The organism is Pseudophaeobacter sp. C1-32P7, from assembly GCF_041008775.1.
Taxonomy (GTDB): domain Bacteria; phylum Pseudomonadota; class Alphaproteobacteria; order Rhodobacterales; family Rhodobacteraceae; genus Phycobacter; species Phycobacter gallaeciensis_A.
Genome location: NZ_JAXGFR010000005.1, coordinates 104,697 through 120,576 on the forward strand (window position 1 = coordinate 104,697; position 15,880 = coordinate 120,576).

Sequence of the window (15,880 nt, forward strand, 5' to 3'; positions counted from 1 at the left end):
GCACCAGCTCGGCGGGGTTTGCTCCGCCGGGCCGCTATCGCCGGGCGTTCCCAAGCGGCAGGAAAAGCGCCGCGCTTTGATCCTGATCATCTGCGCGGGCTGCTTTGCCACCTATGATTGTCAAAGACGCGCCCCGCCGTGGCGCGGCAAGCGGAGGGGAGGATCACCATGGCGACAGCGCCGATCACAAAACCGGACAGCGTCAGGGCCGCTGCCAATATGACCGATTACGATACCCTCAGCGCCGGGTTTTCCTGGGACGACGCGCAGGCGCTGATCGATGGGTTGTCCGATGGCAGGATGAACATCGCGCATGAGGCCGTGGACCGCCACGTGGCATCCGGCCATGGGGAGCAGCTAGCGCTGCGCTGGATTTCAAAATCAGGCTCGCAGCAGGATTTCACCTACGCCGCGCTACAGATGGAAACCAACCGCTTCGCCAATATGCTGCGCAGTCAGGGTCTGCAAAAGGGTGATCGGGTCTATGCCTTGCTGGGGCGGGTGCCGGAGCTATACATCGCCGCCCTTGGCACGCTGAAGGCAGGTTGCACCTTCTGTCCGCTGTTTTCGGCCTTTGGCCCCGAGCCGATCCGCTCACGGATGGAGATCGGCGGTGCCAATGCGCTGATCACCACCGCGCGGCTTTATAAGCGCAAGGTGAAAGCCCTGCGCCCGGATCTGCCGGATCTGCGGAAGGTCTTTGTCATTGATGAGGCGACAGAGGATACCCTGCCGCTGACCGACCTGATGGCGGATGCCTCGGAGGAGTTCACCACCGAAGCCATGGACCCCGAGGACACTGCCCTTTTGCATTTTACCTCGGGCACCACGGGTAAGCCGAAGGGCGTCGTGCATGTGCATCAGGCGGTGGTCGCCCACAACTGGACCGGGCGCATCGCGCTGGATCTGCGGGCGGGCGATACCTATTGGTGCACCGCCGATCCGGGCTGGGTTACCGGCACGTCCTACGGGATCGTCGCGCCCCTGACCAACCGCGTTTCGATGATCGTGGACGAGGCCGAATTCGACGTTGCCCGCTGGTATGACATTCTGGAAGGCGAGGGCGTCAACGTCTGGTACACCGCGCCAACGGCCATCCGCATGCTGATGAAGGCTGGCACTGGGGCGCTTCAGGGGCGTGATTTCCCGGACCTGCGGTTCATGGCCAGCGTCGGCGAGCCGCTGAACCCCGAGGCGGTGATCTGGGGAAACGCGGCCTTTGGTCAGCCGTTCCACGACAATTGGTGGCAAACCGAAACCGGCGGGATCATGATCGCCAATTATGCCGCGATGGATGTGAAACCCGGCTCAATGGGAAGGCCGCTGCCGGGGATCGAGGCGGGAATCGTCGAAATGGACCCGGAAGGAGATGCCCTGCGCGCCCTGACCGAGCCGCAGGCGATGGGAGAACTGGCCCTGCGTCCCGGCTGGCCGTCGATGATGCGTGGCTACCTGCATGAACAGGCGCGCTATGACAAATGCTTCCGCGATGGCTGGTACCTGACCGGTGACCTCGCGATGCGCGATGCGGACGGGTATTTCTGGTTCGTGGGCCGCGCCGATGACCTGATCAAAAGCGCCGGGCATCTGATCGGCCCGTTTGAGGTCGAAAGCGCCCTGATGGAGCATGAGGCCGTCGCCGAGGTCGGCGTTATAGGCATTCCCGATGAAACCGCGGGTGAGCTGGTGAAGGCCTATGTGGCGCTGAAACCGGGGTATGAGCCGGATGAGGATCTGCGGCTTGATCTGCTGGGCCATGCCCGCAAACGGCTGGGACCTGCGGTCGCCCCGAAAGAGATCGCCTTTCGCAAGAACCTGCCCAAGACCCGCAGCGGCAAGATCATGCGCCGCCTTCTGAAGGCGCGCGAGCTGGGCCTGCCCGAGGGCGATATCTCAACCCTGGAAAGTGACGAGACATGAGCATCGACCATGTGAAACCCCGCCTAGACCACGCCCATGTCCGCGAGCTGCTGAAGGCGATGATCCGCATCCGCCATTTCGAGGACAAATGCGCCGAGCTGTATTCCCGCGAAAAGATCCGCGGGTTCCTGCATCTCTATGACGGGGAGGAAGCGGTCGCGGCCGGTATCATCCCGCTGCTCAGCCCGCAGGACCGGGTGGTCGCCACCTATCGCGAACACGGGCATGCGCTGATGCGCGGGGTGCCCATGGGGCGCGTCCTGGCGGAAATGTACGGCAAGGCCGAAGGCTGCGCCGGGGGGCGGGGCGGCTCAATGCATATGTTCAGCCGCGATCATAATTTCTACGGCGGCAATGCCATCGTCGGCGGTGGGTTGCCTCTGGCCGCTGGCCTTGCGCTGGCCGACCGGATGCAAGGGGCCGAAGCCGTGACCGCCTGTTTCTTTGGCGAAGGCGCGGTGGCCGAAGGCGAGTTCCACGAAAGCCTGAACCTTGCCGCGCTCTGGAATCTGCCGGTTTTGTTCGTTTGTGAAAACAACGGCTATGCCATGGGCACGGCGCTGGACCGCTCGGAATCGCAGACCGACATTCACGCCAAGGCGGCCAGCTATGGCATCGACAGCCACGTGGTCGACGGCATGGATATCGTCGCCGTTGAAGGCGCTGCGCGGAAGGCTCTGAAGGCCATCGCCGACTCCGGCAAGCCGCAATTTCTGGAATGCCGCACTTACCGTTTCCGCGCTCATTCCATGTTCGATGCCCAGCTTTACCGCCCCAAGGAGGAAGTCGCCGACTGGCGCGCCAAGGGGCCAATCGTGCGCTTCCAGACCTGGGCCGAGGAAAATCATCTGCTGCACGTGGGCGAAGTGGATGACATCACCGCCGAGGTTGACGCCGAGATTGCCGAGGCCGTCGCCTTTGCCGAAAGCAGCGCCGAAGAACCCGTGGCAGCTCTTACCCGTTACGTGATGGCGCCGGACCGCCCCGCGCCGCCCGAGGTACCGCCGCCGGGCAAACCCGTCACCACCACCTACCGCGCCGCAGTGCGCGCGAGCATCATCGATGCCATGACCCGCGATCCCCGCGTCTTTCTGATGGGAGAGGACGTGGGGCGCTATGGCGGCTGTTATGCGGTCTCCAAGGGGCTGCTCGATCAGTTCGGTGAGGACCGCATCCGCGACACGCCGCTGTCGGAATCCGGTTTTACCGGTGCCGGGATTGGCGCTGCCATTGCCGGGATGCGGCCCATTGTCGAGGTGATGACCGTCAACTTCTCGCTGCTGGCGCTGGATCAGATCCTCAACACCGCCGCCACCTTCCGCCATATGTCGAACAACCAGTTCGGGGTGCCGGTGGTGATCCGCATGGCCACCGGCGCGGGGCGGCAACTTGCGGCGCAGCATTCGCACTCTTTGGAAGGCTGGTACGCCCATATCCCCGGCCTGCGGGTGCTGGCGCCTGCCACGGTCGAGGACGCCCGCGGTATGCTCTGGACCGCGCTTGAGGATCCCGACCCGGTGCTGATCTTTGAAAACGTCATGCTTTATAACCGCGAGGGGGAGCTGGCCGAAAACGCTGGTCCCGTGGATATCGACCGTGCCGTGGTCCGGCGGGCGGGCACGAATGTCTCGCTGATCACCTATGGCGGATCCCTGTTCAAGACGCTGGAGGCGGCCGAGGCGCTGGCGCAGGAGGGCATCGACGCCGAGGTGATCGATCTGCGCTCTCTGCGGCCTCTGGACCGGGAGACGATCCTGTCCTCGGTGCGCAAGACCCGCCGCGCGGTGATGGTGGATGAGGGTTGGAAAAGCGGCAGCCTGGCCGCTGAGATCGGCATGATCCTCGCGGAAGAGGCCTTTTGGGATCTGGACGCCCCCTTGGCCCGGGTGTGCAGCGCCGAGGTGCCGATCCCCTATGCGGCGCATCTGGAACAGGCGGCGATCCCGCAGGTGGCAGAGATCCTCGCCACCGTTCGCCGGGTGATGGGGGCGACCCCATGAGCGATTTCCTCATGCCCTCGCTTGGGGCGGATATGGAGGCGGGCACCCTGATGGAACAGGTGGTGGCCGTGGGCCAACCCGTCACGCACGGCGATATCATAGCCGTGGTGGAAACCCAGAAAGGCGCCATCGAGATAGAGTGCTACGAGACCGGAACGGTGACGGAATGGCTGGTTGGCATCGGGGAGAGCGTACCCGTAGGAACGCCGCTGGCACGGATCGATACCGGGGAGACAGCAGATGGGCGGACTGCTGAATCTGCGCCTGTGCCAGAGTCCGAAAAGCCCAAACTCCGGGCGGTCGCAGAGCCTCCGCAACCGGCACCATCTGTTCCCACCGGTACACGCATTGTCGCTTCTCCAGCGGCACGACGCTTGGCGGCCGAAAAGGGTGTGGACCTCAGTGCAATCTCGGTGCCATCCGGCCAGCCGATCCGCCACACAGATGTCGCCGCCCATATCACGGCAGGCGGCAAGACTGCGCCGCAGGACACCGGCCTCAGCGCCATGCGGCAGGCGATTGCCGCCGCGATGTCGCGCTCCAAACGGGAAATTCCGCATTTCTACCTCACCCATCAGGTGGATCTGACCACGCTTGATGACTTCATCACTGAGATGAACGAAACCCGCGCGCCCGAGGACCGTGTGCTACCGCCGGTGTTCTACCTGCGCGCCATGGCGCGGGCGCTGAAGAAATACCCCGAGTTCAATGGCCATTTCGAAGGTGGCACCTTCATCCCGGCCAAGGAGGCCCATATCGGTCTTGCCATCGCCCTGCGCGGTGGCGGGCTGGTGGCGCCCGCGCTGTTCGATGTGGCCGCGCAGGAGCGCGACGGGTTGATGGCGCAGATGCGCGATCTGATCGGGCGGGTGCGCGCGGGCCGCTTCAAGGCGCGCGAATTGTCGGATGCCACCATCACCCTCACCAGTCTGGGTGACCGCGGCATCGACGGGCTGTTCGGGGTGATCTACCCACCACAGGTGGCCATCGTCGGCATCGGTACGCCCGCGCTGCGCCCCTGGGTGGTGGACCGCAAGGTGGTGCCGCGCCAGATCGCAACCCTGACATTGGCCGCAGACCACCGCGTCAGCGATGGCCATCGCGGCGCGCTGTTCCTGCGCGCCATCGACCGATTTCTACAGGAGCCCGAAACCCTATGACCCGCACCGAGATAGAACAGGCCCTTGGCGAAGAGCTGACCCGGATCGCGCCGGATATTCCGCTGGACGACATCGACAGCAGCGCCGATCTGCGGGATGAGTTCGACATCGATTCAATCGATTTCCTGAACCTCGTCACCGCGCTGGGCAAACGGTTCGCTCTGGAGATGCCCGAAGCGGATTATCCCCAGATGGACAGCTTCGATCATCTGGTGGAGTATCTCTCCGCCAGGGTGTCCTGACTAAAGCAGGGCCCGGCCCAAGCCGATAAGACACAGCGCCAGAAGCAGCCACAGCACGATGCGGCGAAAACGCCTGTCGTGGCTTCCATAGCGGGCAAAACAGATTGAGCCCAGCCACAGGCCGATGAACAGCAGGGGCAGGGCGGCTGCGATATGCCAAAGGATCTGCCCGCTGTAATGACCGGATACCGTCAGAAGCGCGCCGGCCCAGAGATCAGTGAAGAAGAAATAGGCGATCATTGTCGCCCGCATGGCCCGTGAACTGATCACGGTGGTGGTGAAGAAGAGGCCCAGCACCAGCCCGCTCATTGCGGTGGCGCCATTGACCACACCGGCAACGAAGCCGGCGAGGGACAGAACCACTGCGGTTGGAACTGTGGGCCGGATGGGCCGCAGCAGCAGCGTCAGCACCGCGCCGATGATCAAGAGGTGCACGCCGATCCGCATCGCCTGATCCGGTACATGATCCAGCAGTGCCACCCCGATCGGATTGCCGATCAACCCGGCCAGCAGCAGATAGGCAAGGGCGCGGCGTTCCACATCCCTGAGCACGCTGCGCGATTGTCCCAGCGATGCGATGATCTCAAGCGCGATGGACATCGGCGCGATCTGGCTGGCAGGCAGCCAGAAGATCAGTCCGGCCATCAGGACAGTCGAAAAACCGAACCCCGAATAACCACGCAAAAAGGCCGCTGTGAAAACCACGGATCCGGCCAGAAGCAGATCAACCGCGTTCAACGTCGCGCCCCCGAAGGCTGGCCCGGCCTGACGGCTGCGTTCCCTGCTCGCGGTCATGTCCCGGTGTGAGGTTGAACAACAGCAGGATCTGCCCGGCAATGAACGGCACCAGGCTGAGCGCTGCAGCCAGACCCAATCCCGACAGGCCGGGGTCGGGAAGATCCAGCAGCGCCGACAGCGACGGCAGCCACAACGCCAGTGCCACCAGACCAGCACAAAGGGCCAGCGCTGCCCAAATGTATGGGTTCCCCGTCACGTCGTTGACCAGTTGTCGCCCGCTGTCCCCCCGCACATTGAAGACATTCCACAGCTGCGCCAGGGCCAGAGTCACAAAGGCCACCGTGATCGCCTGCCCGGTCTCAAGCCGTAGCCAGTAGAGCGCCAGAGCAAACCCCGACAGTGTCGCGCCGGTGATCAGCAGGCTGAGAACACCGATCAACGCCCATTCCGGCCGTCCGGCAATGGGCTCCGAGGGATCGCGGGGCGGCCGGGACATGATCGTTCTGTCTCCTTTGCCCAGCCCCAGTGCAAAGGCCGGGAATACATCGGTCACGAGGTTCAGGAACAGGATCTGCAAGGGCAGAAGCGGTGCGGGCAGACCGGCGCCGACGGCGATGCCGACAACCAGCACCTCGCTGACGTTGCAGGACATCAGGTAGACGACGAATTTGCGGATATTGTCAAAGATCACCCGCCCCTGCCACATGGCCTCAATCAGGGTGCCGAAGGCATCGTCTTTCAGCACTACATCGGCCGCCTCGCGCGCGACCTGTGTACCGCGTTTACCCATGGCGATGCCGATGTCCGATTTCTTCAGCGCCGGGGCATCGTTGACGCCATCGCCGGTCATGGCAACCACATGCCCGGCCTGCTGGAACAGGCGCACAAGTGTCAGTTTCGTTTCCGGCGCCACACGGGCAAAGACATCTGCCGCCAGCACCCTGTCACGCAAGGCGAAATCCGCCGTCTCAGGGTCGAAACCTCGCAGATCATCGCCTTCGATCACGGTGAGATCGCCCAGAGTTAAACCGGCGTCCCGGGCAATTGTTGCCGCAGTATCTGCATGATCGCCGGTGATCATCGCGACCCGCACCCCGGCCGCCAGGCTGGCGCGGATCGCATCGGGCACATCAGCGCGCAGCGGGTCAAGGAAACACACCAACCCGACCAGCGTCAGGCCCTGATAGGGATTTTCGTCGGGTATTTCGGAGTGTTTGATTGCAAGCGCCAGCAGCCGCAACCCCTCGCGCGCGGCGGCGCTTTGCCGGGCTGCCCATTCCTGCCGTGCCGGACCATCCAGCGGCGCCGGACCATCCGGCAGCAAGTGAGTGTCGCAGGCTTCGATAACCGCTTCGGGGGCGCCCTTGATGGCGAAGATGAACCCGTCTTCTCCGTCGCGGTTGACGCTGGCCATCATCTTGCGTGCGGGGTCAAAGGCGTGTTCGGTCACCTGGGGGAATTCTTGCTCAAGCTCCGCTCGGGTCATCGCGGCTCCTTCGGCGGCGTGCAGCAGGGCGACCTCCATCGGCTCACCGCTGGCACCGTCGCCGGTGGCCGGATTGCCGGTTTCGGCATTGTTGCACAGAACCCCGATCCGCAGCGCCAGATCGAAGCGGTTGTCAGCCGGTGCGGCGGCATTTTTCGCGGGCCGGACCTCGGCGCCTTCGAACAGGTAGCGCACCGCCGCCATTTTGTTCTCTGTCAGTGTGCCGGTCTTATCAGTGAGGATCAGCGTCGTTGCCCCCAGAGTCTCTACCGAGGACAACCGGGTGATCAACGCATTGTGCGCCGCCATGCGCCACATGCCGCGCGCCAGACAGAGGGTGGCGACGATCGGCAGGCCTTCGGGCACCGCCGCTACCGCCAGCGCCGTACCGGTGCGGATCATGTCGATCAGCGCGTGACCGCGCAGAACGCCCGCTGCAATCATCAACGCGGCCAGAGCCAGCGTCAGCCAGACCAGCCGGTGGCCGAGCCTGTCCAGCCGCCGCTCCAGTGGCGATATCTCGGCCTCGGCGGTTTCTGTCAGGGCACTGATCTGGCCAATTTCGGTTGTCATCCCGGTGGCCACGACGATGGCCTCTCCGGCGCCGCGGGTGATCGCGGTCCCCTTGAACACCATGTTGTGACGGTCCGGGATCCCGGCCTCCGGGGCGACCGGGTCGATACTCTTGGAAACGGGCAGGGATTCCCCGGTCAGGATCGATTCATCGCTTTGCAGGTTCGAGGCCTGCAGCAGACGGAGATCGGCGGTGACGATGTCTCCGGCATCAAGGATCACGATATCTCCCGGAACCAGCGCGCGGGCATCGATCCGGCGCACTCTGCCGTCGCGGCGCACCAGCGTCCTGACCTCGGCAATGCGCAGCAATGCCTCCATCGAGCGGACCGCGCGCAATTCGGTGAAAAACCCGATGGCGCCGTTGAACAGGATCACCACCAGGATCGCCAGACCTTCTGGAATGTCACCGAAAGCAAAGGACAGCCCGGCTGCCATGGCCAGCAGCCAGATGATGATGCTGCGGAACTGATGCGCCAGAAGCAGCAGCGCGCTTTGCGGCTTTTGGGCCCGCAGCTGGTTTCTGCCGTGGCGGGCGCGGCGGGCGGCAACTTCGGCGGCGTTCAGGCCGCGGGCCGGATCGCAGGCCAGCGCCGCAGCGACATCCGCTGCAGGCAGGGCGAAAGGCAAGGCGTCTGGTGCTGTGCCCGTCACCGGTGCCATATCACTCTCCGTCACGCGGTGCGGGACAACCTCGAAACTGCCCATCCGGAAATGTCAGGTGGCGGCCGGGTCACACCGGAATTGCGTGGCCGTGCTCTGCATCCTCCACCGCAGCGGAGACCGAATCCAGCGTTTCCTTGTTGGCGCTGACTTCACCGGCGGTGACATACTCTGCACTGCGGGTGCAGAAATCGACCCATTCCTGGACGTCTTCGGCCACCCGCTCGGCGGATTGCATCTGCCAGTCGTGCAGCACCTTGGCCGCCGCACCCGGATCGACCGGAGCAGTGCCGAACAGCTCTGCCGTGGCCTGCAATGCGGTGCGGGCCGCCGTGTGGCGGCGGTCAAACCAGTGTTTTGAAAATTGTTCGGCCTCTTGCAGGATCTTTTCCTGGACTTCCCAGAATTGATGCGCCTGCGGGCCCAGCAGAGGATTGGCGGAAAACAGAGCCTGCGCCGCCTGATCAAAGCCGCCGGAGGTTTTCGATTCAGATTGAGTTTTGGCCATGGGACACCTTTGGTTGTGCGTCATAAGACAAACACCGGGTGCAGCGGATCCGCTCCGCCCGGGTGCGGAAATCATAGGCAGAATAGTCTGATTCCCGTGTCATTGAATTGACTCCAATCAAGGTGAATGCGCCGATGGGTCATAATATCAGCACCAAACGCCTGTTTCTGATAGGCTTGCAGCACAGGTGCAACAAAAGGATCCGACGTGTCCGACAGCGCATCCATTGGCCATATCACTGCCATCGAGGGCAGCATCGCCGATGTCCGGTTCGCAGCAGAGCTGCCTGCAATCGGCACTCGTCTGGTCACCCTGTCCGATCCCGCGATCACCATCGAGGTCGCCAGCCTGCCGGGGCGGGAGACTGCGCGCGGGCTCATCCTGAACCCCAACACGGAGCTGCGCCTTGGCATGCCGGTGCGCAACACCGGTCTGCCGCTCTCGGTGCCGGTGGGGCCTGCCCTGCTGGGGCGCATGGTCAACCTGTTCGGCGATCCGATTGATGGCCGCCCGCTGCCCGGTGACATGCCGCGCCGGTCGATCCATGGCACGCCGGTACCCCTGTCCCGGCGCCGGGCCGAGGGTGAGTTGTTTGAGACGGGGATCAAGGCGATTGACCTGCTCAGCCCGCTGGAGCGGGGCGGCAAGGCCGGGTTGTTCGGTGGTGCAGGCGTCGGCAAGACCGTTCTGATCACCGAGATGATCCACAATATGGTCGCCGAATACGAGGGTATCAGCCTGTTCTGTGGCATCGGGGAACGCTGCCGCGAAGCCGAGGAATTGCATCGCGACATGGAGGAGGCCGGGGTGCTGGACCGCACCGTGATGGTCTTTGGCCAGATGAATGAAACCCCCGGCGTGCGGTTCCGCGTCGGCCATGCAGCCCTGACCATTGCCGAGTATTTCCGCGACGACCTGAACCGCGATGTTCTGGTGCTGATCGACAATATCTATCGTTTCGTGCAGGCCGGCTCTGAGGTTTCGGGCCTTCTGGGGCGGATCCCGTCGCGGGTGGGTTATCAGCCGACGCTGGGCACCGAGCTGGCCGATCTGGAAGAGCGGATCTGCTCCACCAGCCGGGGCAGCATGACCTCGATTCAGGCGGTCTACGTGCCGGCAGATGATTTCACCGACCCGGCGGCGACGCATACGTTTTCGCACCTGTCAGCCTCGATCACCCTGTCGCGCAAGAAGGCCTCCGAAGGGTTGTATCCAGCCATCGACCCGCTGAAATCCTTTTCCCGGATGCTGACGCCGGGGGTTGTCAGCACCCGCCACTACATGATCGCCAGCGCGGTGCGCAACACGCTGGCCGAGTACGAGGATCTCAAGGATATCATCGCCATGCTGGGGCTGGAGGAGCTTTCGGAAACGGACCGCGCCACCGTGCGCCGCGCCCGGCAGATCGAACGGTTTCTGACACAGCCATTCTTTTCCACCGAAAAGATGACCGGCATACCGGGACGGTTCGTGCCGCTGAGTGAGACGCTGTCTTCCTGTGAGCGCATCCTGAATGATGAGTTCCGCGATCATCCCGAAAGCGCCTTTTACATGATCGGAACGGTGGCGGATCTGGCGCAGAAAGAGGGGGCGGGACATGCGGCTTAAGATCCTGCTGCCCGACCGGCTGTGCCTTGATCTGGAGGTCGTGCGTATCGTGGCCGAAGGGCCGGATGGCGCATTCGGGATGTTGCCGCACCATATCGATTATGTCTCTCAGCTGGCCCCGGGCATCCTGACTTACGAGGAGACGGGCGGGCAGGTGCGCTATGCTGGGATCCATTCCGGAACACTGGTGAAGGTCGGGGATGAGGTGCTGGTCTCCACCTCCGGCGCGGTGCTGGGCGATGATCTGCAGACGGTGCAACAGCGGGCGCAGGCCGATTTCCGCGCCGCCGAGCAAAGCGAACGGGCCGCCCGCGCCGCCTTGGCCCGGCTGGAGGCACAGATCGTGCGCCGGTTCCTGGAACTGGAGCAGGCGCTATGAACGGCGAACGGCCCGACGCAGAGGAGGCGGAAGAGATCGTCCGCAAGGCCCGTCGCAAACAGGCGGCACAAAAACACCCGCAGCGCAGCGCGCTTTATGGGCTGGGGATGTTCGGTCTTGTCGGCTGGTCAGTTGCGGTGCCGGTGGTTCTGGGCGTCGCGCTGGGCGTCTGGATCGATGGACACGTCCAGTCGCACCGGTCCTGGACGCTGATCCTGCTTTTGGCCGGTGCGGCGCTGGGTTGTCTCAACGCCTGGTACTGGGTGCAGCGCGAAGGGGGTGATGAATGACACAGGCGGAGACACCGTGATGCAGATCAGTCCCGATCAATGGATATTGGCCGAATGGCACGGGTTGCAGCTGACCGCCACTGTGGCGTTTACCTGGCTGGTGATGGCGCTACTGGCCGCCGGGTCCTGGCTGGTCACCTCGCGCCTGTCGACGGGCGAAAAGGTCTCCCGCTGGCAGGTCATGCTGGAGGTCATCGTTACCGCCATCCGCGACCAGATTTCCGAGATCAGCGGCGGTGACGGCGCGCGCTATCTGCCCTTTATCGGAACCCTGTTCCTGTTCATCGCCGCCGCCAACCTGCTGTCGGTGGTGCCCGGCTATGTGCCGCCTACCGGCTCCCTCTCCACCACTGCGGCGCTGGCCATCGCGGTGCTGGTGGCAGTGCCCGCCTTTTCCATCGCTCGGCAGGGGATCGGCGGTTACCTGAAGACCTATGTGCGGCCCAGCCCCATCATGCTGCCCTTCAATCTGGTGTCAGAGGCATCGCGGACCGTTGCCCTGGCCGTGCGCCTATACGGCAATGTCATGAGCGGCACGATCATCGTCGGCATCCTGATCAGCGTGGCGCCGTTCTTCTTCCCGGTGGTCATGCAGGTTCTGGGCCTGCTGACTGGCCTGATTCAGGCTTATATCTTTGCCGTTCTGGCGATGGTTTACATCGCCTCGGGCGCCCGCAGCAGCCGATCGCCGTCGTCTGGTGCGGGCGCCTCCCCTGCCAACCAAACCGGTCACAGCCAAACACGAAAGGAACCCTGATCATGGACGCTTCCGTCTGGATCGCCATCGCCTCGATTGTCACGGCGGGGCTGACCATCACCATCGGTGCCATCGCCCCCGCGCTGGCCGAAGGCCGGGCTGCGGCGCAGGCGCTGCAGTCCCTTGCACAGCAGCCGGACGCCGCCCCGACGATCACCCGCACCCTGTTCGTCAGTCTTGCGATGATCGAATCCACCGCGATCTACTGTTTCGTAGTGGCGATGATTCTGCTGTTTGCCAACCCATTCGTGGACATCGCTGCCCTGACTGCGGCGCTCCCGGGCGGAGGATGATCCGGTGCAGATCGACTGGCTGACCGTCGCGGCGCAACTGGTGAACTTCCTCGTTCTGATCTGGTTGCTGAAACGCTTTCTCTACGGGCCTGTGACCAAGGCAATGGCCGAGCGGGAACAACGGATTGCCGAGCGGCTTGGCGATGCGCGCCGCGTGCGTGAAGAGGCTGTCACCGAAGCCGAAGCGCTGCGGGCCGAGCGGCAGGCGCTGGACAGCCATAGGGAGGCCGAGATGGCAAAGGCCCGCGCCGCGGCCGAGGCGTTGCGCCAAGAGCTGGAGGCCGATCTGCGCGAAGACATGGAGCAGAAACGTGCGGCCTGGCTGGACCATTTGCAGGAGGACCGCACTGAAATCGTGCTGGAGATGCAAAAGCGCACAGCCGCCCACGTGGGGCAGGCGCTGCGCCGTGTTCTGGCGGATTTCGCCGGAGCAGATCTGGCGGAGCAGATGGCGGCAGAGTTCGCCCGGCAATTGTCCTCGCTCGACCTTGAGGAGCGCAGGCGGCTGGAACGGGCAGCGGAAGGCATGCCGGGGGCGGCGCTGGTGGAATGCAGCATGGAACTGCCAAGCGCGGCGCGGCGTCACCTGACCCGCGCCATCCACGACGAGATCGCAGAGGGTATCAAGGTGGATTATGCCACCGCCGGGGATGTTACCTTTGGCATCCGTCTGACGCTGGGCCATCAGGTGCTGGACTGGTCGGCGGGGCGTTATCTGGACCGGCTGGGCCTGCTGATCGAAGAAAGCCTGGATGCCGTGGCAAGCGAGGCTGCCGATGCCGCATGACGGGCAGAACGGCGGGCGCAATGACAAGCGCACAGACGGGCAGGGCATGGCGGGCCGGATTGCCGCAGGGCTGGTCGACCGGATGGACCGGATCCTTGCCGAAACCGCCCCGGTGGCCGAAATCACCGATGTTGCCCGGGTTCTGTCTGTTGGCAATGGCATTGCGCGGATCGCCGGGTTTCCCGACCTCAGGGCGGATGAGCTGGTGGTCTTTGCCGGTGGGCAGACCGGTATCGCCTCCAGCCTGGCCACCGACCGCATCGGGGTAATTGTACTGGGTGACAGCGTCGGCATCCGCCCCGGTGACAAGGTGCACCGCACACGCCGCGTCGTTGACACACCGGTTGGTGCCGCGCTGCTGGGGCGGGTTGTCGATGCGATGGGGCAGCCCATCGATGGTGCTGGACCGTTGCAGTGCCGCGACCGCGCCCCCATCGAACGTGCGGCCCCGCCCATCATGCACCGCGCCCCGGTCAGCGTGCCGCTGCAGACCGGGATCAAGGCGATCGATGCCGCCGTGCCCATCGGGCGTGGTCAGCGCGAGTTGATCGTCGGTGATCGGCAATCCGGCAAGACGGCCATCGCCGTCGATACCATCCTGAACCAGCGCGACACCGGGGTGATCTCGATCTATTGCGCCATCGGGCAGCGGGCCTCGGCCGTGGCGCGGGTGATTGATAGCCTGCGCAAGGGCGGCGCACTGGAGCGGACCATCGTCGTGGTGGCCGGCGGAGAAGACGCGCCGGGGTTGCAGTTCATCGCGCCCTATGCAGCCACTGCCATGGCAGAGCATTTCATGGATGAAGGGCGCGATGTGCTGATCGTCTATGATGATCTGACCCGCCATGCCCGCGCCTATCGCGAGCTGTCGCTGCTGTTGCGCCGCCCGCCCGGCCGCGAGGCCTATCCCGGGGACATCTTCTATATTCATTCGCGGCTTTTGGAGCGCGCCACCCCGCTGCGCGAGGAACACGGTGGCGGTTCGCTCACCGCCTTGCCGGTGATCGAAACCCAGGCGCAGAACATCTCGGCCTTTATTCCCACCAACCTGATTTCCATCACGGACGGGCAGATCTACCTGTCGCCCTCGCTGTTCGAAAAGGGCAGGCTGCCGGCCATCGACATCGGCACCTCGGTCAGCCGCGTTGGCGGCAAGGCGCAATTGCCTGCCTTTCGCGCCGTGGCGGGAGATTTGAGGCTCTATTACGCGCAATTTGAAGAGCTGGAGACCTTTGCCCGCTTTGGCACCCAGATCGATGCCGAGACACGGCAGCGGCTGGACCGGGGGCTGCGGGTGCGGGAAATCCTGAAGCAGCGTGAGCATCAACTGCTTGAGGTGGCGGACCAGATCGCGGCGCTGCTGGCCGCGACCGAAGGGTTGTTCGATGCCATTCCTGCTGACAGGGTCAGCGATGCGGGGCTGCATGCGGCTCGGGCCGCCCGCCGGACCTGTCCCGAGATCTGCGATGCCATCGAGGGCGGCGCGCCGCTGGACCCGGCGCAGCGGGCGGCCCTGATCACGGCGATGCAGGCGGCGCTGACCGGGTTCTATCCCGACGATTCGCATTCGCCGCGGCGCGAAGGAGTGGGTGATGCAGACGCTTGAGGCGCTTTCGGCGCGGATGCACACCACCGCCGAGATCCATTCCATCGTACGCACCATGAAAAGCCTCTCTTCGGTCAGTATCCGACAGTACGAACGCGCCGCTGCGGCGATGCTGCAGTATGAACGCACGGTGGATCTGGGGTTGCAGGCTGTGCTGCGTGATCAGTCTTTGCAGACGCAGGCGGGGTCACCCGCAGAGGTGGCGCCGAGATCAGCGCTGATCGTCATCGGCTCTGACCGGGGGCTGTGCGGGCGGTTCAACGACCGGATTGGTGGTCGCGCGGTCGCGCGGATCTTGGAGGAGAGCGATTGCCGCCTCTGCGTGCTGGGCCAGCGGGTGGCGGCGCATATGGAGGCAGAAGGGCATATGCCCGATGCGCTGTTTGCGCTGCCCGGATCGGCCGCCGGTCTGACGGCCACGGTGCATGCGGTTGCGGTGGAAATCGACCGTTGGACCGAAGCGGGCGTCGGGACAGTCTCGCTTTTGTTCAACCGCCGCGCCGGGGCTTCATTGGCGGTGCCGACCGAGTGGCCGCTGCTGCCGGTGCCGCGCGGGGATCTCGATGCGCTGGCACGTGAACCCTGGCCATCGCGCAGCCTGCCGACCTACCGCATGGCGCCGACCAAGCTGTTCTCCTGGCTGATCGGGCAGCGGATCTTTGTGCAGATCTATCGCGCGCTTGCCGAATCCCTGGCCAGCGAACACGCCGCGCGTCTGGCTGCCATGCGCCGGGCAGAGGGCAATATCAGCGACCACCGCGAAGAGCTGATGGATGCCTATCGCCAGAAACGGCAGGAGGAAATTACCCGCGAACTACTGGATATCATTTCAGGCTTTGAAGCGGTGGATCAGGGTGATCCAGCCTGACA

General features: G+C 64.3%; 15 protein-coding genes. 12 read left to right on the forward strand and 3 right to left on the reverse strand.

Annotated elements, in window-relative coordinates; genetic code table 11:
- Positions 1 to 168: 168 nt before the first annotated feature.
- The 4 genes from acsA to SM763_RS09060 are packed head-to-tail and all read left to right on the forward strand — an operon-like array spanning position 169 to position 5,322.
- On the forward strand, positions 169 to 1,920 hold the full coding sequence (acsA, locus tag SM763_RS09045) for an acetate--CoA ligase (RefSeq protein WP_368998287.1): 1,752 nt from the start codon (positions 169 to 171) through the stop codon (positions 1,918 to 1,920).
- Complete coding sequence (gene pdhA, locus SM763_RS09050; RefSeq protein ID WP_368998288.1) at positions 1,917 to 3,920, forward strand: pyruvate dehydrogenase (acetyl-transferring) E1 component subunit alpha; 2,004 nt, start codon at positions 1,917 to 1,919, stop codon at positions 3,918 to 3,920. The genes acsA and pdhA overlap by 4 nt, the downstream gene beginning before the upstream one ends.
- The gene (locus SM763_RS09055) at positions 3,917 to 5,080 is read left to right on the forward strand and encodes a dihydrolipoamide acetyltransferase family protein (RefSeq protein WP_368998289.1); all 1,164 of its coding nucleotides are present in this window, start codon (positions 3,917 to 3,919) and stop codon (positions 5,078 to 5,080) included. Before pdhA ends, SM763_RS09055 begins: the two co-directional genes overlap by 4 nt.
- Positions 5,077 to 5,322: an acyl carrier protein gene (locus tag SM763_RS09060; RefSeq protein ID WP_274829950.1), complete on the forward strand. Its 246-nt coding sequence runs from the start codon at positions 5,077 to 5,079 to the stop codon at positions 5,320 to 5,322. Before SM763_RS09055 ends, SM763_RS09060 begins: the two co-directional genes overlap by 4 nt.
- Here SM763_RS09060 and SM763_RS09065 read toward each other — a convergent pair whose 3' ends face one another.
- From SM763_RS09065 to SM763_RS09075, 3 genes are all read right to left on the reverse strand, one after another.
- Positions 5,323 to 6,060: a TSUP family transporter gene (locus SM763_RS09065; RefSeq protein ID WP_368998290.1), complete on the reverse strand. Its 738-nt coding sequence runs from the start codon at positions 6,058 to 6,060 to the stop codon at positions 5,323 to 5,325. It abuts the gene before it with no gap.
- Positions 6,047 to 8,782, reverse strand: a complete 2,736-nt coding sequence (locus SM763_RS09070; protein ID WP_368998291.1) for a cation-translocating P-type ATPase — start codon at positions 8,780 to 8,782, stop codon at positions 6,047 to 6,049. Before SM763_RS09070 ends, SM763_RS09065 begins: the two co-directional genes overlap by 14 nt.
- Positions 8,783 to 8,852: 70 nt before the next feature.
- Positions 8,853 to 9,290: a hypothetical protein gene (locus SM763_RS09075; protein WP_065271946.1), complete on the reverse strand. Its 438-nt coding sequence runs from the start codon at positions 9,288 to 9,290 to the stop codon at positions 8,853 to 8,855.
- 207 nt (positions 9,291 to 9,497) lie between these two features.
- Between SM763_RS09075 and atpD the strand changes: the two genes are divergently transcribed.
- Genes atpD through SM763_RS09115 form a run of 8 tightly spaced genes read left to right on the forward strand, consistent with a single transcriptional unit; the run spans position 9,498 to position 15,878 of the window.
- On the forward strand, positions 9,498 to 10,898 hold the full coding sequence (atpD, locus tag SM763_RS09080; protein ID WP_274833145.1) for a F0F1 ATP synthase subunit beta: 1,401 nt from the start codon (positions 9,498 to 9,500) through the stop codon (positions 10,896 to 10,898).
- Positions 10,888 to 11,277 carry a hypothetical protein gene (locus SM763_RS09085; protein ID WP_065271944.1) on the forward strand — a complete coding sequence of 130 codons (390 nt, stop codon included), beginning with the start codon at positions 10,888 to 10,890 and terminating at the stop codon, positions 11,275 to 11,277. Before atpD ends, SM763_RS09085 begins: the two co-directional genes overlap by 11 nt.
- Positions 11,274 to 11,567 carry an AtpZ/AtpI family protein gene (locus tag SM763_RS09090; RefSeq protein ID WP_065271943.1) on the forward strand — a complete coding sequence of 98 codons (294 nt, stop codon included), beginning with the start codon at positions 11,274 to 11,276 and terminating at the stop codon, positions 11,565 to 11,567. The genes SM763_RS09085 and SM763_RS09090 overlap by 4 nt, the downstream gene beginning before the upstream one ends.
- A 19-nt stretch (positions 11,568 to 11,586) precedes the next feature.
- Positions 11,587 to 12,324 (forward strand): F0F1 ATP synthase subunit A, encoded by a 738-nt coding sequence (locus tag SM763_RS09095; RefSeq protein WP_368998293.1) that lies wholly within the window; start codon positions 11,587 to 11,589, stop codon positions 12,322 to 12,324.
- A gap of 2 nt (positions 12,325 to 12,326) precedes the next feature.
- On the forward strand, positions 12,327 to 12,617 hold the full coding sequence (locus SM763_RS09100; RefSeq protein ID WP_065271941.1) for a F0F1 ATP synthase subunit C: 291 nt from the start codon (positions 12,327 to 12,329) through the stop codon (positions 12,615 to 12,617).
- 4 nt (positions 12,618 to 12,621) lie between these two features.
- Positions 12,622 to 13,404 (forward strand): F0F1 ATP synthase subunit B family protein, encoded by a 783-nt coding sequence (locus tag SM763_RS09105; RefSeq protein ID WP_065271940.1) that lies wholly within the window; start codon positions 12,622 to 12,624, stop codon positions 13,402 to 13,404.
- Positions 13,370 to 15,010 (forward strand): F0F1 ATP synthase subunit alpha, encoded by a 1,641-nt coding sequence (locus SM763_RS09110; RefSeq protein ID WP_368998295.1) that lies wholly within the window; start codon positions 13,370 to 13,372, stop codon positions 15,008 to 15,010. The genes SM763_RS09105 and SM763_RS09110 overlap by 35 nt, the downstream gene beginning before the upstream one ends.
- Positions 14,997 to 15,878, forward strand: coding sequence for a F0F1 ATP synthase subunit gamma (locus tag SM763_RS09115; RefSeq protein WP_368998296.1), 882 nt, complete (start codon positions 14,997 to 14,999; stop codon positions 15,876 to 15,878). Before SM763_RS09110 ends, SM763_RS09115 begins: the two co-directional genes overlap by 14 nt.
- Positions 15,879 to 15,880 lie beyond the last annotated feature (2 nt).

Coding starts and splice junctions, on each gene's coding strand:
- SM763_RS09110 (WP_368998295.1), top strand. CDS start 13,370: ATGCCGTGGCAAGCGAGGCTGCCGATGCCGCATGACGGGCAGAACGGC.
- SM763_RS09090 (WP_065271943.1), top strand. CDS start 11,274: ATGAACGGCGAACGGCCCGACGCAGAGGAGGCGGAAGAGATCGTCCGC.
- SM763_RS09115 (WP_368998296.1), top strand. CDS start 14,997: ATGCAGACGCTTGAGGCGCTTTCGGCGCGGATGCACACCACCGCCGAG.
- SM763_RS09095 (WP_368998293.1), top strand. CDS start 11,587: ATGCAGATCAGTCCCGATCAATGGATATTGGCCGAATGGCACGGGTTG.
- SM763_RS09085 (WP_065271944.1), top strand. CDS start 10,888: ATGCGGCTTAAGATCCTGCTGCCCGACCGGCTGTGCCTTGATCTGGAG.
- SM763_RS09055 (WP_368998289.1), top strand. CDS start 3,917: ATGAGCGATTTCCTCATGCCCTCGCTTGGGGCGGATATGGAGGCGGGC.
- SM763_RS09075 (WP_065271946.1), bottom strand. CDS start 9,290: ATGGCCAAAACTCAATCTGAATCGAAAACCTCCGGCGGCTTTGATCAG.
- SM763_RS09100 (WP_065271941.1), top strand. CDS start 12,327: ATGGACGCTTCCGTCTGGATCGCCATCGCCTCGATTGTCACGGCGGGG.
- SM763_RS09070 (WP_368998291.1), bottom strand. CDS start 8,782: ATGGCACCGGTGACGGGCACAGCACCAGACGCCTTGCCTTTCGCCCTG.
- acsA (WP_368998287.1), top strand. CDS start 169: ATGGCGACAGCGCCGATCACAAAACCGGACAGCGTCAGGGCCGCTGCC.
- SM763_RS09060 (WP_274829950.1), top strand. CDS start 5,077: ATGACCCGCACCGAGATAGAACAGGCCCTTGGCGAAGAGCTGACCCGG.
- pdhA (WP_368998288.1), top strand. CDS start 1,917: ATGAGCATCGACCATGTGAAACCCCGCCTAGACCACGCCCATGTCCGC.